General features: G+C 31.6%; 19 protein-coding genes. 15 read left to right on the forward strand and 4 right to left on the reverse strand.

What is annotated here, in order from left to right; genetic code table 11:
* Positions 1-181 precede the first annotated feature (181 nt).
* The 4 genes from NR218_RS06145 (at position 182) to mprF (ending at position 6,725) form a co-directional block, all read left to right on the forward strand.
* Positions 182-1,639: an alanine/glycine:cation symporter family protein gene (locus tag NR218_RS06145; protein WP_011275843.1), complete on the forward strand. Its 1,458-nt coding sequence runs from the start codon at positions 182-184 to the stop codon at positions 1,637-1,639.
* Between the two features lie 161 nt (positions 1,640-1,800).
* Complete coding sequence (gene glcT / locus NR218_RS06150) at positions 1,801-2,655, forward strand: glucose PTS transporter transcription antiterminator GlcT (RefSeq protein WP_011275842.1); 855 nt, start codon at positions 1,801-1,803, stop codon at positions 2,653-2,655.
* 76 nt (positions 2,656-2,731) lie between these two features.
* Positions 2,732-3,961, forward strand: coding sequence for an AI-2E family transporter (locus NR218_RS06155; RefSeq protein ID WP_265848437.1), 1,230 nt, complete (start codon positions 2,732-2,734; stop codon positions 3,959-3,961).
* A 241-nt stretch (positions 3,962-4,202) separates the two neighbouring features.
* The gene (gene mprF, locus NR218_RS06160; protein WP_011275840.1) at positions 4,203-6,725 is read left to right on the forward strand and encodes a bifunctional lysylphosphatidylglycerol flippase/synthetase MprF; all 2,523 of its coding nucleotides are present in this window, start codon (positions 4,203-4,205) and stop codon (positions 6,723-6,725) included.
* Positions 6,726-6,798: 73 nt separating this feature from the next.
* Here the strand turns inward: mprF and msrA are convergent, their stop codons facing one another.
* Positions 6,799-7,305: a peptide-methionine (S)-S-oxide reductase MsrA gene (msrA, locus tag NR218_RS06165; RefSeq protein ID WP_011275839.1), complete on the reverse strand. Its 507-nt coding sequence runs from the start codon at positions 7,303-7,305 to the stop codon at positions 6,799-6,801.
* Between the two features lie 146 nt (positions 7,306-7,451).
* On the opposite strand from msrA, the gene NR218_RS06170 reads away from it, so the two are divergent.
* Entirely contained in the window at positions 7,452-8,429 is a 978-nt protein-coding gene (locus tag NR218_RS06170) for an LCP family protein (protein WP_011275838.1), read from the forward strand.
* Between the two features lie 87 nt (positions 8,430-8,516).
* Here the strand turns inward: NR218_RS06170 and NR218_RS06175 are convergent, their stop codons facing one another.
* Complete coding sequence (locus NR218_RS06175; protein ID WP_011275837.1) at positions 8,517-8,705, reverse strand: 2-hydroxymuconate tautomerase; 189 nt, start codon at positions 8,703-8,705, stop codon at positions 8,517-8,519.
* A gap of 152 nt (positions 8,706-8,857) precedes the next feature.
* Here NR218_RS06175 and NR218_RS06180 point away from each other — a divergent pair, with 152 nt between their 5' ends.
* Positions 8,858-10,120 (forward strand): Y-family DNA polymerase, encoded by a 1,263-nt coding sequence (locus NR218_RS06180; RefSeq protein ID WP_011275836.1) that lies wholly within the window; start codon positions 8,858-8,860, stop codon positions 10,118-10,120.
* Positions 10,121-10,193: 73 nt separating this feature from the next.
* On the opposite strand, the gene NR218_RS06185 is transcribed toward NR218_RS06180, so the two are convergent.
* Positions 10,194-11,285, reverse strand: a complete 1,092-nt coding sequence (locus tag NR218_RS06185; RefSeq protein WP_011275835.1) for a prephenate dehydrogenase — start codon at positions 11,283-11,285, stop codon at positions 10,194-10,196.
* Positions 11,286-11,437: 152 nt separating this feature from the next.
* On the opposite strand from NR218_RS06185, the gene NR218_RS06190 reads away from it, so the two are divergent.
* From NR218_RS06190 to trpA, 8 genes are all read left to right on the forward strand, one after another.
* Entirely contained in the window at positions 11,438-12,475 is a 1,038-nt protein-coding gene (locus NR218_RS06190; RefSeq protein ID WP_011275834.1) for a M42 family metallopeptidase, read from the forward strand.
* A 502-nt stretch (positions 12,476-12,977) separates the two neighbouring features.
* Positions 12,978-14,387, forward strand: coding sequence for an anthranilate synthase component I (locus NR218_RS06195; protein ID WP_011275833.1), 1,410 nt, complete (start codon positions 12,978-12,980; stop codon positions 14,385-14,387).
* Complete coding sequence (locus NR218_RS06200; protein WP_011275832.1) at positions 14,384-14,983, forward strand: anthranilate synthase component II; 600 nt, start codon at positions 14,384-14,386, stop codon at positions 14,981-14,983. Before NR218_RS06195 ends, NR218_RS06200 begins: the two co-directional genes overlap by 4 nt.
* Positions 14,958-15,974 (forward strand): anthranilate phosphoribosyltransferase, encoded by a 1,017-nt coding sequence (gene trpD, locus NR218_RS06205; protein WP_011275831.1) that lies wholly within the window; start codon positions 14,958-14,960, stop codon positions 15,972-15,974. Before NR218_RS06200 ends, trpD begins: the two co-directional genes overlap by 26 nt.
* Positions 15,958-16,740 carry an indole-3-glycerol phosphate synthase TrpC gene (trpC, locus tag NR218_RS06210; RefSeq protein WP_011275830.1) on the forward strand — a complete coding sequence of 261 codons (783 nt, stop codon included), beginning with the start codon at positions 15,958-15,960 and terminating at the stop codon, positions 16,738-16,740. Before trpD ends, trpC begins: the two co-directional genes overlap by 17 nt.
* Positions 16,737-17,363, forward strand: coding sequence for a phosphoribosylanthranilate isomerase (locus tag NR218_RS06215; protein WP_011275829.1), 627 nt, complete (start codon positions 16,737-16,739; stop codon positions 17,361-17,363). The genes trpC and NR218_RS06215 overlap by 4 nt, the downstream gene beginning before the upstream one ends.
* 1 nt (position 17,364) lies before the next feature.
* Complete coding sequence (gene trpB, locus NR218_RS06220; RefSeq protein ID WP_011275828.1) at positions 17,365-18,576, forward strand: tryptophan synthase subunit beta; 1,212 nt, start codon at positions 17,365-17,367, stop codon at positions 18,574-18,576.
* Positions 18,569-19,300 (forward strand): tryptophan synthase subunit alpha, encoded by a 732-nt coding sequence (gene trpA, locus NR218_RS06225; protein WP_011275827.1) that lies wholly within the window; start codon positions 18,569-18,571, stop codon positions 19,298-19,300. The genes trpB and trpA overlap by 8 nt, the downstream gene beginning before the upstream one ends.
* Here the strand turns inward: trpA and NR218_RS06230 are convergent.
* Positions 19,297-19,617, reverse strand: coding sequence for a hypothetical protein (locus NR218_RS06230; RefSeq protein ID WP_011275826.1), 321 nt, complete (start codon positions 19,615-19,617; stop codon positions 19,297-19,299). The two genes, trpA and NR218_RS06230, sit on opposite strands and share 4 nt — an antisense overlap.
* A gap of 338 nt (positions 19,618-19,955) precedes the next feature.
* Between NR218_RS06230 and NR218_RS06235 the strand changes: the two genes are divergently transcribed.
* Positions 19,956-21,218: an aminoacyltransferase gene (locus NR218_RS06235; protein ID WP_016931086.1), complete on the forward strand. Its 1,263-nt coding sequence runs from the start codon at positions 19,956-19,958 to the stop codon at positions 21,216-21,218.
* The last annotated feature ends 9 nt before the right edge of the window (positions 21,219-21,227 follow it).

Consider the following 21,227-nt stretch of genomic DNA (forward strand, 5'->3'; position numbering starts at 1 on the left):
AAATGATAAAATTGAACTTGTTATTTTAACCAATTTTAATCTTTCAAGAGATTTATATTGATGTTGTATAACACTCAAACGTAATATGTACTAGTATTATTTTATTGGGTTTATTCAATACAGTATAAATCTCTTGTAGTATATCTTAGGATATTAAATTATTTTAGATGAGAGGGATTTAATGAGTGATTTCGATAATTTAATACCTGGATGGTTTAAAACAATTGTTCAGGTAGGTAATGATTTAATTTGGTCGCAATATTTAATTGGATTGCTATTAACTGTAGGGTTCTTCTTTACTATTAGTTCTAAATTCGTGCAATTACGTATGTTGCCGGAAATGTTTAGAGCTTTAACCGAGAAACCTGAAACATTAAATAGTGGTGAAAAAGGTATATCACCATTCCAAGCATTTGCAATTAGTGCTGGTTCCCGTGTAGGTACTGGTAATATTGCAGGTGTAGCTACGGCAATTGTACTAGGTGGTCCTGGTGCAGTATTTTGGATGTGGGTAATTGCTTTTATCGGTGCTGCAAGTGCATTTATGGAGGCAACTTTAGCTCAAATTTATAAAGTTCATGACAAAGAAGGTGGATTCCGAGGGGGCCCAGCATATTACATAACTAAAGGTTTGAACCAAAAATGGTTAGGTATCTTATTCTCAATATTAATTACTATAACATTTGCGTTTGTATTTAATACTGTTCAATCTAATACGATTGCAGAATCATTAAATACACAGTACAACGTAAGTCCAGTTGTAACAGGTATTATTTTAGCTGTTATTACTGCAGCAATCATTTTTGGTGGTGTCCGCAGTATCGCGACATTATCTTCATTGATTGTTCCAATCATGGCTATTATTTATATCGGTATGGTTTTAGTTATCTTATTATTAAATATCGATCAAATTGTTCCGATGATTGGCACAATCATTAAGAGTGCATTTGGTTTCGAGCAAGTTACAGGAGGCGCTGTAGGTGCAGCGATTCTTCAAGGTATTAAACGTGGTCTATTCTCTAACGAGGCTGGTATGGGTTCTGCGCCAAACGCAGCAGCAACAGCGGCAGTGCCACATCCAGTTAAACAAGGTTTAATTCAATCACTTGGTGTATTTTTCGATACAATGTTAGTTTGTACAGCCACAGCGATTATGATTCTTTTATATTCAGGATTAAAATTTGGAGAAAATGCACCTCAAGGTGTTCAAGTTACACAATCAGCATTAAATGAACATTTAGGTTCAGCTGGAGGTATCTTCTTAACAATCGCAATTACGCTATTTGCATTTTCTTCTGTTGTTGGTAACTATTATTATGGTCAATCTAACATAGAGTTCTTATCTAAAAACAAAGTAGTTATGTTTGTTTTTAGATGTTTAGTTGTCTTATTAGTATTTGTTGGATCAGTAGTAAAAACTGAAACTGTATGGAGTACTGCCGATTTATTCATGGGATTAATGGCAATTGTTAACTTGATTTCTATAATTGGTCTTTCAAATATAGCGATAGCTGTAATGAAAGATTACCAAAAACAACGTAAAGCTGGTATGAAACCTGTGTTTAAACCAGAGAATCTTGAAATTAACTTATTTGGTATTGAAACTTGGGGTAGAGAAAATCAACTACCTAAAAAATAATCACTTAAGTGATTGATTAAAATAGAATTTATTCATACTCCTTTCAATGTGTTGAAACTCTCATTCAAAACGTTGAAAGGAGTTTTTACATTAAGTTAGAAATCTTTTCATTTTTAATAAATAGATTTATAATTCATATATTACAGAGAAAGGTGATTATGATGGGTGAGTATACCATTTCTAAAGCTTTAAATAATAACGTCATCATATGCACTTATAATAATCAAGAGGTCATTCTCATTGGAAAAGGTATTGGCTTTAATAAAAAGGCTGGAATGACCCTAGATGAAAGTGCTTCAATAGAAAAGGTTTATAAATTAGAGCAAAAACAACAACAAGAATATTACAAATCTTTAGTTGAAATTGCCGATGAAGATGTTCTACAAGCGATTATTGAATCAGTCAATTTTATTACAAGTACAACTCATACTACAGATGATAAAAACCTTGTTGTTGCATTGACTGATCATATTATATTTGCATATAAAAGATTAAAACAAAATCAAATTATTAGTAATCCATTTGCTATCGAAACCAAACATTTATATAGTGATGCGTATGCTATTGCAAGTCAAGTTATTGATAAATTGAATCAACGACTAGATGTTAAGTTCCCACCTGATGAAATTGGATTTATTGCATTACACATTGCTTCAAACACAGAGGATTTAACGATACATGAGATGTCTTTGATCAATAAATTGATTAGTAAAAGTATACTTATTATTGAAAATGATTTAAATCATGAAATCGATAATCATACGGTTCAATATCAACGTTTTATAAGACATATTCAATTTTTAATTCGACGACTTAATAAAAAAGAATATATATATGCTCAAGATGTTTTTATAGATATGGTTAAAAATCATTACCCAAATGCATATAATACTGCTTTTAAAATTTCAAAAATGATTCAAAAGCACTTGAATATTCCTATCGATGATTCCGAAATTGTGTATCTTGCTTTACATATTTATCATTTTGAAAATCAAATAAGTTCATCGCATAACTAAGGAACACTTAATTATTTTTGTGTTATGATGTAAAATAGCTATAGTTTTAATAGTAAGTTAAGGTATGGTGAAAAACATGGCAATTGAAAATAAGCAAGTTGAAGAAAAAAACGCAAAAAAATTTAGTTTTACAGAAACGCGTTTTATGAAATTCTTAGGCGGTAAAGATTTATTATTTGCTTTGCTTTCATTAGTGCTCATAGGTATTGTAATATTTATATTTGATAAAATTTCTTATGTTTTTGAACCATTTATCATCATATTTAATACAATTGTAGCACCAATTATTTTATCGCTTATTTTATTCTATCTTATTAATCCAGTGATTAATTTGATGGAGAGATATAATATTCCAAGATTACTAGGAATCATTATTGTATTTTTAGCTATTGTTGGTGGAGCGACATTAATTATTAATTTATTAATTCCGCTTATTGGAGATCAAATCACACGTTTAGCTAACAACTTCCCTAAATATGTAGATGAATTTAATAACGCTATAGATCAAGTCACACATTTTTCTTTCTTATCATCATTTTATACTCAAATACAAGATTGGTTAGACTCAGTTTCCAATAAGATACCTTCTATGGTTTCGAGTTATTTTGATGGATTTGGAACTAAAATTAGAAGTTTTGCAGAAGCTATTGTTAATGTAGGTGTAGTTCTTGTCACAACACCTTTTGTATTATTCTTCATGTTAAAAGATGGTCACAAATTTAAAGAGTATTCAACGAAGATTATGCCACCTAAATTTAGAAAAGATTACCATGATTTAATGGAAAAAATGAGTGTACAAGTTGGATCATATATCCAAGGTCAAATTATTGTTTCATTTTGTATTGGTATCTTACTCTTTATAGGTTATTCAATTATTGGTCTTGATTACGGTCTTGTACTTGCTTGTATAGCTGCTGTTACAAGTGTTGTACCTTATCTAGGACCAACGATTGCTATTTCACCAGCCATCATCATAGCGATTATTACATCGCCTTTCATGTTATTGAAATTAATTGTAGTATGGACGCTTGTTCAATTTATTGAAGGACATTTCATTTCACCTAATGTTATGGGTAAAACATTGAAAATTCATCCTTTAACGATTATTTTCATCTTATTGAGTGCTGGTAATTTATTAGGTATTGTTGGTGTTATTTTAGGTATTCCTGGTTATGCAATACTTAAAGTATTAGTCTCACACCTATTCTTATTATTTAAACGTCGTTATAACAAGTATTATGGTGATGATTCAGGAGAATATGAAATTAAAAAAGAAGAAACTAAAGAATGTACTCAATCTGAATAAACTCTAAAAGAGTATTAAGTGTTAAAGCCAGTTTATCTAGCTTTCTCAGTTTTAGTTACCTAGCGGGAATGAGATAATGAATTCATTTTTGGATTCTGTCTCGTTCCCGTCTTTTTTAAGAAAGTATTTAATCTTACACACATTACAATACTGTTAGTATGAGTTATACATATTCATATGTTCATTCAAATGAAGGTATGATATATTTTTAAATAATCGTAGGTAAAGGTAGAGGTATGACATGACTGAAGAACTTAAGAATAGATTATTATCAATACTCAAATTTGTTTTTGCTGCAGTTTTATTTATAGCAGTTGTTGCAACGCTATATCATGAATTAGCACACATTAATTTTAAACAAACACTTGAAGCATTTAGCAAAATTAATCGTTGGTATCTAGTTGGCTTATTCATTTGCGGTGGTTCAGCTATGATTTTACTAAGTTTGTATGATCTTATCTTAGTAAAAGGGTTAAAACTTGATATACCACTTATTAGGGTTTTTAAAATCAGCTATATCATTAATGCACTTAATGCCATTGTTGGCTTTGGTGGATTTATAGGGGCTGGTTTTAGAGCATTTATTTATAAAAATTATACAACTGATAGAAAAAAATTAGTTCATGCCATTTCAATCATACTGATTTCTATGTTAATGGGTTTGAGTCTTTTATCAATCCTTGTCGTGTTACATATCTTTGATGCTTCCCATATAATAAATAAAGTAAGTTGGGTTCGATGGATTTTATATGTTGTTGCATTATTTTTACCTTTATTTATTGCCTATACCATGATTAACCCTATTGATCGTAACAATAAATATTTAGGTGTTTATTGCACATTAGTATCAAGTTTTGAGTGGCTGGCAGCTGCGACAGTACTCTATTTATCAACAGTTATTGTAGATATTAACATAGCATTCACGACTGTTATCGGTATATTCATCATTGCTGCTCTTTCTGGATTGGTTAGTTTCATACCAGGTGGCTTCGGTGCTTTCGATTTAGTTGTATTATTAGGTCTTAAGTCTTTAGGCGTTCCTGAAGAAAAAGTATTATTAGCGTTATTATTATATCGTTTCGCTTATTACTTTGTACCAGTTATTATTGCACTTATTTTATCTACATTTGAGTTTGGATCATCTGCGCGAAAATACTTCGAAGAATCTAAATATTTTGTACCTGCAAGAGATGTAACATCTTTTTTATTCTCTTATCAAAAAGATATTATTGCCAAGATTCCATCATTTGCCTTAGCTACGTTAGTACTAATAACAAGTTTTGTTTTCTTTATTAATAACATTACAATTGTTTATGATGGTTTATACGATGATCATCATTTCGCATATTATATTATGTTATCTGTACATACAAGTGCTTGCTTATTATTACTTATCAATGTTAGAGGTGTATTTAAACAAAGCCGACGTGCTATTTTGTTTGTAATGATTTCACTTGTTTTAATATTTAGTGCAACAATATATACTTATGCATCTTTAATTCTTTTATCATGGATTTTATTAATATTTATATTACTTATTCTCGCTTATCGTCGTTCTAAAGTGATGAAACGACCATTCAGATTAAAACGTTTAATTTTTACAATTATTTTAAGTATGCTGGTATTGTATGTTAATCATTTTATAATTTCAGAAACTTTATATGCACTTGATATTTACCACATTGAAATGGATACTTCTTTATTGAAATATTATTTCTGGTTAACTATTCTTGTCGTAGTCATACTTGTAGGTATCGTCGCATGGTTATTGGGGTCTAGATACACTAGACCACATCAATTAGAAGATTTATCGAGATGTAAATCAATTATTGAAACGTATGGTGGCAATTATTTAAGTCATTTAATCTATAGTGGAGATAAAGATGTCTTTATGCATGAAGCGCAACAAGCTTTTTTAATGTATCGCTACAAAGGTAACGCTCTTGTTGTGTTAGGAGATCCAATCGGTGATACGAAGGCGTTTCAGTCTTTACTTATTGATTTTTATAACTACGGTGAAAAGTTAGGCTATGACATTATATTCTATCAAGTGTCAGATCGCTTTATGCCGCTATATCATAATTTTGGTAATCAGTTTTTCAAACTTGGTGAAGAGGCCATTATAGATTTAACTCAATTTACGACATCAGGAAAGAAACGTCGTGGTTTCCGAGCAACACTTAATAAATTTGATGATTTAAATATTCAATTTGAAATTTTAGAGCCACCTTTTTCGAAAGATCTCATTTTTCAATTAAAACAAGTTAGTAATCAATGGCTAGATGGACGTAATGAAATGCATTTTTCAGTAGGTCAATTTACAGAAGAGTATTTACAACAAGCACCTATTGGAATAATGAAGAATGAGGAAGGTAAAGTCATTGCGTTTTGCACTTTAATGCCTACTTATTATAATGAAGCTATTTCAGTAGATTTAATTCGTTGGTTACCTGATTTAGATTTACCTTTAATGGATGGCCTATATCTACATATGTTACTTTGGGGTAAAGATAAAGGCTATAAAGCATTTAACATGGGTATGGCAACTTTATCAAATGTAGGTCAATTAAATTATTCTTACCCACGAGAGCGTGTAGCTGGGCGTGTGTTTGAACACTTCAATGGTCTATATCGCTTTCAAGGACTACGTAAGTATAAAGAAAAATATAGTCCAAATTGGGAACCAAGATTTTTGGTTTATAGAAAAGATAGTTCACTATGGTATAGTATGTTAAAAGTAATGAGAGTTATTCGTCATAAATAATTGTTAAAAAAAGGCATCCAACAAGTGAATGGGTGATAATCACTTTGAAGGGTGCCTTTGATTATTTAAAACTTTAATTGGATTTATAATTTGCTCGGTCTTGTTGTTCTTGAGCATAACGCTCAGGGTTCTTTTTGTAAAAATCTTGATGATATTCTTCTGCTTTGTAAAAAGTTGAAGCGGGTAATATTTTAGTCGCTATTGCTTTTTCTGAATGAATTGTTTGCTCGAGTTGGTGAACGTATTGCTCAGCAAGTCTTTTTTGATCCTCATTCGTGTAGAATATAGCTGTTCTATATTGTGAACCTCTATCTTGAAACTGGCCACCATCATCAATGGGATCAATAACCGAGAAAAATACTTCTAATAATTTATTATAAGAAAACAATGCAACATCATATTCAATTTTTACAGTTTCATAATGTCCTGTGGTCCCACTTTTCACATCTTCATAAGTAGGGTTGTGAGTTGAACCACCCATATAGCCAGATGTTACTGTTTCTATACCATCGAATTGATCGAAAGGTTTGGTCATACACCAGAAACACCCACCAGCAAAATATGCTGTATTAATATTCATTTATGCCATCCTTTCATTGGACCTTAGTACCATTTATTTAAAAATCGCTTGATTTTTCAAAGCAACTTCTATAATTTAATTATATATAATTATAGTACATAGATATACAATTTTGAAGATTTTTACTAGACGTAAGGTAGGTAAATATGACAGAAGAGAAGGATAAGACAGTATACAGACGACAAGCAGACGCGCAGACACCTTCTAAACGACGGAATAAGAAAAAGCTACGTAAATTACCTTTTATCATTTTGATTATATTGATATTGCTAATCGCAGCTATTATCTATATTGTCCATGGTTATCGTAGTGGTGTTAATTACGCTGAGAAACATGCAAAAGATATCAAAGTACATAAGTTTAATGGACCAGTAAAAAATGACGGTAAGATTTCTGTACTTGTGTTAGGTGCTGACAAAGCTAGCGGTGGTAAGTCGCGTTCAGATTCCATCATGGTAGTTCAATATGATTATATTCATAAGAAAATGAAAATGATGTCAGTGATGCGTGATATTTATGCGGAAATACCTGGATATCAGAATTATAAAATTAATGCAGCCTATTCACTTGGCGGACCTGAACTTCTTAGAAAGACTTTAAATAAGAATTTAGGTATTAATCCTGAATATTATGCAGTCATTGATTTTACGGGCTTTGAAAAGATGATTGATGAATTAGAACCTAACGGCGTTCCTATGGACGTAGAAAAAGATATGTCTGAAAATATTGGCGTATCTCTTAAAAAAGGTCATCATCGTTTAAACGGTAAAGAATTACTTGGATATGCGAGATTTAGACATGATGAGGAAGGAGATTTTGGGCGAGTTAGACGTCAACAACAAGTTATGCAGACGTTGAAAAAAGAGTTAGTTACACCTAGCTCAGTAATAAAATTGCCTAAAGTAGCTGGTATATTAAGGGGCTATATTAATACAAGTATGCCAAATTCAGCTATCTTCCAAACAGGTATTAGTTACGGTATAAGAGGAGATAAGAACGTAGAATCTCTTACGGTTCCAATTAATAATTCGTACCAGAATATTAATACAAATAACGATGGCAGTGCCTTAGAGATTGATAAGGAGAAAAATAAAAAAGCTGTCAAAGAATTTCTAAATAACTAAAACGTAAAAGAGCGCACTCGATTGGGTGCACTCTTTTTTACGACTTTAATAAACACCATAATATTATTATGTAAACTAATTAAAGTTTTATTCTGCGTCTGATTTTCTAACTCCTGCAACGCCATAGTGATTTTTTTGCATTTCTTCAATAATCACATGAATTGCCTCTCTATTAGCTCCAGTAGTTTTTTCAACTGCATTTGTTACTTCTGTTACTAAATTTTTTAATTGTTCATCTGAGCGTCCTTCTAACAATTTAACATTGATGATTGGCATCTTATTTCCTCCTTGAATTAGTAATTTCATCCATAGTATAGCATGTTTTAGGACAGTACTCCAAAACAAAATAAAGAACATTAGTTCTTATTTTTATTGAAACAGAACAAATGTTCGTATATAATAAAAATGACTAAGGGAGGTATCTTGGCATGTATGATTATAATTTATTGGAAGAAAGAGACATATTATGTATCGATCAAAAGAGTTTTTTTGCTAGTGTATCATGTATCCAAAAGGGATTGAATCCTCTAGAAACAAAGTTAGCAGTAGTTGCAGACACTAAAAGACAAGGATCGGTTGTTTTAGCAGCTACACCTAAATTAAAAGAAATTGGTATCAAAACAGGGTCAAGACTATTCGAGATTCCGCATCGTAATGATATTTATATTATCAATCCTAGCATGAGAAAATATTTAGAAGTTTCAATAGCAATTTCTAAAATTGCGCTTAAATATGTACCGGGAGAAGATTTACATCAATACAGTATAGATGAATTCTTTTTAGATGTGACTGATAGCTATCATCGATTTAACTCTACTGTACAATCATTTGCAGAAAGATTACAAAAGGAAATAGAAGATAAAACAGGGATATATTGCACTATTGGTATAGGATCAAACATGTTATTAAGTAAGGTCGCAATGGATATTGAAGCAAAACATACATCCAACGGTATTACAGAATGGAGATATCATGATGTCCCACAAAAAATGTGGAAAATTACGCCATTACGTGATTTTTGGGGCATTAACAAGAAAACAGAAGCAAAGCTCAATAAGAAAGGGATTGTAACTGTTGGAGATTTAGCTCAATATCCATACAGATTTCTTAAAAGAGATTTTGGTGTATTAGGGATAGATATGCATTTACATGCTAATGGTATTGATCAAAGTAAATTGAGAGAAAAATATAATGTTACTAATCCATCCATATGTAAAAGCCAAATACTGATGAGAGATTATCGGTTTGAGGAATCGAAAATTGTAATGCAAGAATTGATAGAAGACGTTGCTAGTAGAATAAGAGCACGTAAACAATTGGCAAGAACAATTCACTTTTCATTTGGTTATACAGAAGGCGGTGGTGTTCATAAGCAATATACACTAACAGATGCGACAAACTTAGAACGCGACATCTATAAAGTAGTTAATTATTATGCGAATCAATTGTGTGATAAGAATGCACTGTATCGAACATTGAGCGTATCATTGACACAACTTATTAATGAGGAAGACCGCCAGCTTAACTTATTTATAGACGAATATGAAAGAAGAAGAGATGAAAAGCTAGCTAAAACCATTGATTACTTACAAAACAAATATGGTAAGGGAATCGTATCTAAAGCGATATCTTACACTGATGCTGGAACAAAGCATGGTCGCTTGGGCTTAATGGCAGGGCATAAAATGTAAAATATATCCTCCTATCAATGAAATGCGCATTTAAAAGAAATCGAGCGCACTTCATTGTATTAGGAGGACATTATTATAGAATGTATGTTTCAAAATCACTGAGCGCCTTAATGCCTCGTTCACGATCTTCAGGAGTTTTAAAGCTAATTTGCAAAGCACCTAAAATATCTTCACGAATTTCAAGGATTTTTAAGTTACTTATAGAAATATTATGTAAACTCAAAATGGAAGTTACTTTGCTAATCATACCTGATTTATCTGGAATATCTACATAGAGATCATACGCAATACTCAGTGCACCTTGTTGTTTAACGGGAAGTTGATCCCTAAACTTTTTAGCACCTGAAAAGAAACTATGGACTTCATTAGTATCATTTAAACGAATATGGGATGAAATTGAATCTAATTGTTGTTGCAACATTTCTAATAGGTGTAATATATTTTCTTGATTGCTAAACGTAATATCTCTCCACATATCTGCGTTACTACTAGCTATACGTGTGACATCTCTAAAGCCACCAGCTGCTAATTGTGTTACTAGAGTATGATTCTTTGAGTTTGTTTCACTCAAATGAACTAAGCTTGAAGCGATGATATGGGGAATATGACTCACAACTCCAGTAACATAATCGTGCTCTTGTGCTGATGTTGTTATAAATTTTGCAGATGTAGTTGATAACAATGTTTGTAACTTTTTAGCCGATTCAGCATTACGTGCATCATCATAAACGAGAATGTAATAAGCATTTTCGAATAAATGTTTTTTTGAATTTAGAACGCCAGATTTATGACTTCCAGCCATAGGATGGCCACCTACAAGATGAATGTCGTTGTTTAAGAGAAACTTTTCATAGCTTTGAATATTAGATTTAGTGCTACCAGTATCAGTTACAATTAAATGAGATTGTGTTTGATAATTAGGTAATTCTTTTAAGTATAATTCAGTTTGTTGTACTGGAGTAGCGTAAATGATAATATCTGCATTTTTTACGCCTTCACTATAGTCCTCAATTTTTTTATCAATTATTCCTATTGATAATGCTTTTTCAAGTTGATCTTTATCAGCGTCGAATGCTGATATTGTAAGATTAGGTTGATAATATTTTAAATTGCTAGCTAAACTGCCACCAATCAAACCGAGTCCTATAAATAAAATATTTTTCATGATGAATCACCTTATTTCAAAATTTTCAGAATATGTACATTGTAAGGTAGAGTGTGCAGATAAACAATAGCAAAATGAATGAATTAATAGTGATAGTTCTAAAAATACGATAAAATGTTATCAATAATTATTTTAAAAAAGGGGAGATAATGATGACGCAAAAAGTATTGAAAACAATAAAAGAACTTACAGAAATAAATAGCCCATCTGGTAATGCTACGGAAGCAATTAATTATGTTAAGAACAAAGTTGAAGCGTTAGGTTATGATACTAAGACAACAAATAAAGGTGCCTTAATTATCGAAGTTCAAGGTGAAAATGATGAACAACAAAGATGCATTACTGCCCATGTAGATACACTAGGCGCGATGGTCAAAGAAATTAAAGAAGATGGTCGATTATCTATTAGTTTAATAGGTGGATTTACATATAACGCGATTGAAGGGGAGTATTGTGAAATACAAACTGATTCAGGACAAGTATATACAGGAACGATTTGTTTGCATGAAACAAGTGTCCATGTTTACAGAAATAATCATGAAATACCTAGAGATGGCGAACATATGGAAATTCGTATCGATGAAAAAACAACGTCTGATCAAGAGACAAGAGATTTAGGGATTGAAGTGGGAGATTTTGTAAGTTTTGATCCCAGAACTGAAATTACATCATCAGGATTTATTAAATCAAGACACTTAGATGATAAAGCAAGTGTAGCAATGATACTAGAACTGCTTGAAAAACTTAAACAAGAAGAAACGCAATTGCCACATACGACTCAGTTTTATATTTCTAATAACGAAGAAATAGGATATGGTGCAAATGCATCAATATCGGATAAGATAGTAGAGTTTATTGCATTTGATATGGGAGCGCTAGGCGATGGTCAAACCTCAGATGAATATACTGTATCGATTTGTGCTAAAGATGGATCAGGTCCTTATCATAAAGAATTAAAATCTCATTTAATAAATTTATGTAAAATCAATGACATACCTTATAAAGTTGATATTTATCCTTATTATAGCTCTGATGCATCAGCAGCACTAAAAGCAGGTGCAGACATTCGTCATGGTTTATTTGGTGCTGGTATAGAGTCATCTCACGCGCTTGAAAGAACTCATATTGAGTCTATTGATGCAACTCAAAATCTTTTATACGCATATTGTTTATCTCCAATAAATTTATAATTGATCGTTGACAAATAAAATAGAGTTTTGTATTATACTGAAATATAAGAAATATCAAACAATTCTATGAATGAAGTAGATAATATGATTTGTAGCAAATAGAAAGCCAATGGGTGATGTAAATTGGCACTACATATTAATCGAATTGGGTCTAGAATTTTAAACTTTAATAAAGTAAGAGTGAACAAAGTATTGTTAACTAAGGTGGCACCACGGTAACGCGTCCTTATAGAGTAAAGCGCGTATGCTGTGGTGTTTTTATGTACAATTAAATAGGCATAAATGAAGTAGTGGTGAGTAAGGTAGTGACAGAAAGTTGATGGTAGATGCAAATCAACACCCCTTATCATGAATTTGGGTTTATGTTGAAAGACAAATCAATAAGAATGAGTGAATGCTTAATATTTTGATTATTCGGAATATTTCGTTAATTAAGGTGGTACCGCGCGTCAGCGTCCTTTACATAAGGAGGCTGACGTTTTTTAGTGAAAGGGATGAGAAAATGGAATTTTATTACGAAGTATTGAAAGCTCACATAACGCCTGAAGCTTTAGGACAGCTAAATGAACATAAAATTATATTTGAAAGCGCAAGTCAACAAAAATTAAAAGGCAGATACTCTATCGTAGCATTCGATTATTATGGCACCGTCAAATTAAATGATAATGAATTAATTATTAAGACTTTGAAAGAAGATAAAGTTATAACTACTGAGCCATATAATTATTTAAAAACATTCATCAATCAATTTGATTGTGTCATAAATGATGAAAAATTAAAGCAACTGCCATTTATTTCTGGCTTTATGGGAACGTGTAGTTTTGATTTAGTGCGACATGAATTTCCAATTTTAAAACGAGTAGCTATTAAGAGTATGAAAACAATATCAGATGTGTCTTTCTACATGATAGAGGATGTATTTGTATTTGATCATTACAAGGATGAATTATACGTGATTGCTTCTAATCAATTTTCAAAAGCAAGTAATGCAGAATTAAAATTAAGAGTGAAGCATAGAATTCAAGCATTGTCTCAAATTAAAGTTTACCAAGAGAATAATAAAATGGTGCCTAAGAGATCAGAGATAAAAGCAAATATTTCTGATAAACAATTTATCGATATTGTTACTCAAATGAAACAACGGATTACTGAAGGAGATATGTTTCAAGTAGTACCCTCTAGAATATATAGCTACCAACATCATTTCGGAGAAAATAAAAACCAATTGAGTTATCAGCTTTATCAAAATTTAAAACGTAAGAACCCTAGTCCATATATGTATTACATGAACATGGAAAATGAGATTGTAGTTGGAAGTTCACCAGAAAGCTTTGTAGCAGTTCATAACGGCGAAGTAACAACTAATCCAATTGCAGGAACGATTAGACGTGGCACTACCCCAGAGATAGATGAATGCAATGCACACCAATTAATTACAGACGAGAAAGAAATAAGCGAACATAGTATGCTTGTGGATTTAGGTAGAAATGATATTCATAGAGTAAGTATTACGGGGACATCTGAAATATCAAAACTGATGGTGATTGAAAAATATGAACATGTCATGCATATCGTTAGTGAAGTAAAAGGAAAAATTAAAAAAGATATATCTCCAATGACGACCATAGCAAGTCTTTTACCAACTGGGACAGTATCGGGAGCACCTAAACTAAGAGCTATTCAACGCATATATGAATCCTATCCATATAAAAGAGGCGTCTATAGCGGTGGCGTTGGTTATATCAATTATAATCAAAATTTAGATTTTGCATTGGCAATACGAACCATGTTGATTGATGACGACACTGTTAATGTCGAGGCAGGCTGTGGTGTTGTGTACGATTCTATACCTGAAAAGGAACTCGAAGAAACACGACTTAAAGCAAAAAGCTTATTGGAGGTAACACCATGATATTAATTATAGATAATTACGATTCGTTTACGTATAACTTGGTTGATATAGTTAGTCAAATTGATGAAGTGATTATTAAATATCCAGATGATAAAGATGTATTCAACTATTTAGAGAAAATTGATGGGGTAATCATTTCACCAGGTCCTGGTCATCCTTTAGATGACGATGAATTGGTAAAAATTATCGATAAATATCATACTTTACCAATTTTAGGTATTTGTTTAGGTGCTCAAGCATTAACGTGTTATTACGGTGGCAAAGTTATTCAAGGAGAGAAAGTCATGCATGGAAAGGTAGATACACTTGAAGTTAAAAACGAGTCAGAACTCTATTTGACGATACCGCACCGATTCAGAATTATGAGATATCATTCACTTGTAAGTGAGATGAAGTCTTTTCCTAAGAATTTAATCATTACGGGAAGTACATCAGATTCAATACAATCCTTCGAGGACAAACAACATCTTCATTTCGGTATACAGTATCATCCAGAATCATTTGCTACTGAGTTTGGTTCACAAATTATTGAAAACTTCATTCGTATTGTAAAAGAAAGGGTGAATTTTAATGAGATTATTAAAACAATTGGATAATAACATAACTTTAACGCAATCAGAGACAACACAATTCATAACCTATCTAACAAACCCTGAAATTAATGTGGAAGACAAAGTCGACTTATTAACGCAATTTACGAAAAAGGAAATTAAACAACAAGAATTAACCTATGTCGTCAATAGCTTAATTCAAACCATGTATCCTAATCAACCAACATATGAAGGAAGTATATGTGTATGCGGTACAGGAGGGGATAAGTCAAACAGTTTCAATATTTCTACAACAGTATCGTTTATAGTAGCAAGCGCAGGTATTCCAGTCATTAAACACGGAAATAGAAGTATAACATCCCATTCAGGAAGTACTGATTTGTTAAATGAATTGGGAATAAAGACGACAAAAGTTTCAGAAGTCCCATTACAAATTGAAGAACAGGGATTGGCATTTATTAGCGCAATGGAGTCTTATCCAATAATGAAATATATTCAACCTGTTAGAAAAATGATTTCTACACCGACCATCTTTAATATAGTTGGGCCACTTATCAATCCATTTAAATTGACCTATCAAGTGTTAGGAGTGTATGACCCAAGTCGATTGTACATGATAGCACAAACATTGAAAGATTTAGGACGACGGAGGGCAATAGTGTTACATGGAGCAAATGGTATGGATGAAGCTACACTTTCAGGAAACAATGAAGTTTATGAATTAAATGAAAATGGAGACATAACGCATTATTTTATAAATGCTAAAGATTATGGTTTAAAGGTTGCAAGTAATCAAGATTTACAGGGTGGGAGTCCGAAAGAAAACAAAATGATTACATTAGATATTTTAAGTGGAGATGATAAAACTTGTAGAAGAGATGTTGTTGTATTAAATGCTGCACTTGCGTTATACGTTTCTGAAAAGGTAGATACGATAGCATCTGGAATAAGTTTAGCTACGATCTTAATTGATAGTGGTCGAGCGATGGTACAATTTATGAAAATGAGAGGTGATATCTGTGACGATATTAAGTGAAATAGTGGATTATAAAGAGCAATTATTAAAAGACGGCTATTATCATGATAAATTACAAAATTTGAAAGGGGTAAAACATAAAAATAAATCGCGATTAACGGATGCTTTAATTAAAAATGACAATTTAACATTAATTGCTGAAATTAAATCAAAGAGTCCATCTGTAAAAGCTTTTCAACAAACAAATATAATTAAACAAGTGAGTGATTATGAACGTTATGGAGCAAATGCTATCTCCGTATTAACAGACGAACGATATTTCGGTGGTAGCTTTGAAAGATTACAGCAAATATCAGAAACAACACAATTACCTGTTTTATGTAAAGATTTCATCATTGATCCGCTTCAAATTGATGTTGCACAAAAAGCAGGTGCTTCAATTATTTTACTCATTGTAAATATTCTTACCGACGAAAAGTTACGACAACTCTATCAATATGCAAGTTCTAAGGGACTAGAAGTGTTAGTAGAGGTACATGATGGTATTGAGTTACAACGTGCCTATCAGTTAAATCCACAAATCATTGGGGTAAACAATCGTGATTTAAAATCATTCAACACCGATGTTAAACATACTAATCAAATACTTAAGTGTAAGAAAGAGAACTATTTATATATTTCTGAAAGTGGAATTCATTCACAACAAGAGGTTAAGCAAATAGTAAAAAGCGGGATCGATGGTTTATTAGTTGGTGGAGCCTTAATGAATTGTAATGAGTTAGAACATTTTATACCCTCACTTAAATTAAAAAAGGTGAAACAATGATTTTAAAATTTTGCGGTATCAAAACTAAAGTAGAAGCATTAAGCATTCGACCACTCAATATAAACATGGTGGGATTTATACACTATCCCAAAAGTAAACGACATTTGGACATTGAACAAATAAATAAACTATCTAGATTGTTGCCAGACGAAATAGATAGAGTAGTCGTATTAGTTAATCCAACATTGCAATTAATAAAGAAAATTATTAATGCTACTAATATTAATGCTATCCAACTCCATGGTGATGAGACAATAGATTTTATCAAACAACTTCGTTTAAATTTTAAGAATATTAAGATAATTAAAGCTTTACCAGCTACTCAAAATATAATAAATGATATCAATCAATTCAAAGAGCATATTGACTTATTTATTATAGATACGCCATCAGAGCAATATGGTGGGACTGGACAATCTTTTGATTGGACATTGCTTAAGGGCTTAGATCAATCTATACCGTTTTTAATTGCTGGAGGTATTGACGTTGATAAGATAAAACAAATTGAAACATTGAAGTTGAATCACTTAGGTTATGACATTTCAAGCAGTATTGAAACGGATGGTATGAAAGACAAAAATAAAATGTTAACTGTGATACAACAAGTGAAGGGAGAATTATAATATGTATAATATACAAACTGAAGCAGATGAATTAGGTTTTTTCGGAGAATATGGTGGGCAATATGTTCCAGAGACATTAATGCCAGCAATTATAGAATTAAAACAAGCGTATAACAAGGCTAAACAAGATCAATCGTTTCAAGATGAATTAACTTATTATTTGAAAGAATATGTAGGGAGAGAAACCTCATTGACTTATGCAAAATCATATAGTGAAGCGTTGGGTGGAGCTCAAATATATTTAAAACGTGAGGATTTGAACCATACCGGCGCACATAAAATTAATAATGCGATAGGGCAAGCTTTATTGGCAAAACGTATGGGCAAAAATAAATTAGTTGCTGAAACGGGCGCAGGTCAGCATGGTGTTGCTAGTGCCACAGTAGCTGCATTATTTGATATGGAATTAATCGTATTTATGGGAAGAGAAGATATCAAACGTCAACAGCTTAATGTATTTCGCATGGAATTATTAGGAGCTAAAGTTGAAGCAGTGGATGAAGGTCAAGGAACACTTTCTGATGCGGTAAACAAGGCATTACAGTATTGGGTTAGTCATGTTGAAGATACTCACTATTTACTAGGTTCAGCATTAGGACCTGATCCTTTTCCAACGATGGTCAGAGATTTTCAAAGTGTTATAGGTCAAGAAATTAAAGAACAATTACTTCAAAAAACTGGTCGATTACCAGATGCAGTTGTTGCATGTATAGGTGGAGGGTCTAATGCAATAGGGACCTTTTATCCATTTATTAAAGATAAGGTCAAATTATATGGTGTAGAGGCTGCAGGACAAGGGATTGATACTGTTAAGCACGCACTTGCAATTGGAAAAGGACGTCCAGGCGTACTTCATGGTTCAAAAATGTACTTAATTCAAGATGAAAATGGACAAGTAGAATTAGCACACTCTATATCTGCAGGTTTAGATTATCCAGGTATAGGTCCTGAACATTCATATTATCACGATATTGGACGTGTGCAATATAAACATGCCACTGATACAGAAGCAATGGAGGCGCTCATCCGCTTCAGCAAAATGGAAGGAATCATACCTGCCATTGAAAGTGCACATGCACTTAGTTATGTTGAAAAGTTAGCACCTAAAATGAATAAAGATGAAATTTTAGTAGTTACTATTTCAGGTCGCGGTGACAAGGATATGGAAACAATTAGACACTATATGCAAACAAGAGGTGAGTCACATGACTAAATTATTTATTCCATACATTATGGGGAATAAGTCATTTATTAAAAATATGAAAATCTTAGATGAGAATGGTGCTGATATAATAGAAATTGGTGTACCATTCTCTGACCCAGTAGCTGATGGTCCCATAATAATGGAAGCAGGCAACCGAGCTATCAAGCAAGGCGTGACAATTAATTACATTTTTAATGAATTATCCAATAATAAAGATGAAATTAATTGCAAATATGTACTAATGACGTATTACAATATCATTGTTTCTTATGGAGAAGAAGCTTTCTTTAAAGAATGTGAAAAAGTAGGTGTTTACGGCGTGATTATTCCGGATTTGCCTTACGAATTAACTCAAAAATTAAAGCATAAAATATCCAAATTTGATGTTAAAGTGATATCTCTCATATCAATGACTGCAAATGATGACCGTATAAAAGAAATCGTTAAGCATGCTGAAGGGTTTATATACACTGTAACTATGAATGCAACAACAGGCAAAAATGGAACGTTTCATCCTCAATTAAAAGATAAATTAAAACATCTAAAAGCACATACGGATATTCCTGTAGTTGCAGGTTTTGGCATCAGAACTAAAGAACATATTAAGGATTTAGCTACTGTTGCTGACGGCGTAGTCATTGGTAGTGAAATTGTAAAACGCTTTTGTCAAGATAATAACGAGGATACGATTCACTATTTGAAACAAGTAAGAGAAACGCTAGATACGCTTTAGTTTAAAGGTGTCCCTTGATGGAAATATAATTTCCAATCATCATCATACCAAAGCCATAACAAGCTTCTTCGGCTATTTCTATTTGTGGTGTAGTTAATCAGTGTATAAACACTTAACCGACAATTATCAGATAATGATTTATATTCAAAATCGATGATTTCATAATCAAAAGTGTTCAATTCAATAAAATATAAATCATTTTTAGTAATTATATTTCCAGAATGACCAATTTCCTTGAAATCTGAATGTAAGTAGTCTAAATATGTCTTATCTAAACGATGTTTTGAATTTAAATGGACTTGTTCATAATTAAACATTCATTAACCTCCTAATTAAAACAGTACTAATTATTATTCATTATTAAGCTTATATAAGAATTCTTTTAGAGATTAAGACAATGGCAGATGTCTTAATCTCTTTTATTTATATAAAACTTGTATTTTAATAGCTCACTCAATTAGAATTACATCATATATTTTACAAAATATTTCAATCTAATAAATGGTTTGTATTTTAGTTTTGTTAATTTCTATTGTATACTTAATAAAACTGGATATATAAATTTTTGGTTGAAGATAAAGATATTATTGAAAATTATAATTTAAATTTTGAACTAAAAGTAGATAAAGATTCTTTGAAGTAGGAGCAATAAATAATGAAGTTTACAAATTTAACAGCTACAGAGTTTGGCAATTATACAGATAAGATGCCATATAGTCATTTCACACAAATGACTGAAAACTATGAGATGAAAGTTGCAAATAAAACAGAAACTCACTTAGTTGGTATAAAAAATAAAGATAATGAGGTTATTGCAGCCTGCATGTTGACAGCAGTACCAGTCATGAAATTTTTTAAGTACTTTTATTCTAACCGAGGACCTGTAATTGATTATGATAATAGAGAGCTTGTTCACTTTTTCTTTAATGAGTTAACAAAGTATTTAAAACAGCATAATTGTCTATATGTTCGAGTTGACCCTTATTTACCATATCAATATTTAAATCATGATGGTGAAATTACAGGTAATGCTGGTAATGATTGGTTCTTTGATAAGATGAAGCATCTCGGATTTGAACATGAAGGCTTTACTAAAGGTTTTGATCCGATTAAACAAATCCGATATCATTCTGTTTTAGATTTAAAAAATAAAACATCTAAAGATATATTAAATGGAATGGATAGTCTACGTAAACGTAATACTAAAAAAGTTCAAAAAAATGGTGTGAAAGTTAAGTTCTTATCAGAAGAAGAACTTCCAATCTTCCGTTCATTTATGGAAGATACAACCGAAACGAAAGAATTCCAAGATAGAGATGATAGTTTCTATTATAATCGCTATAGACATTTCAAAGATCGCGTGCTTGTACCACTAGCTTATATTAAGTTTGATGAGTACATCGAAGAATTACAAAATGAACGTGAAACTTTAAATAAAGATGTTAATAAAGCTTTAAAAGATATTGAAAAACGACCAGACAATAAAAAGGCATTTAATAAAAAAGAAAATCTTGAAAAACAATTAGATGCCAATCAACAAAAATTAGACGAGGCTAAAAAATTACAAGCCGAACATGGTAATGAATTACCAATTTCAGCAGGTTTCTTCTTTATTAATCCATTTGAAGTTGTTTATTATGCAGGTGGAACTTCTAATAAATATAGACATTTTGCAGGCAGTTATGCTATTCAATGGACAATGATTAACTATGCAATTGATCATGGTATTGATAGATACAATTTCTATGGTATTAGCGGTAATTTTAGTGAAGACGCTGAAGATGTTGGAGTCATTAAATTTAAAAAAGGTTTCAATGCAGACGTAATTGAGTATGTTGGAGACTTTGTGAAACCTATTAACAAACCTTTGTATTCAGTGTATAAGACACTCAAAAAGATTAAAAAAAGATTTAATTAAGAGGGGAAT

The sequence above is a fragment of the Staphylococcus sp. SUC_1.2 genome, assembly GCF_026222585.1.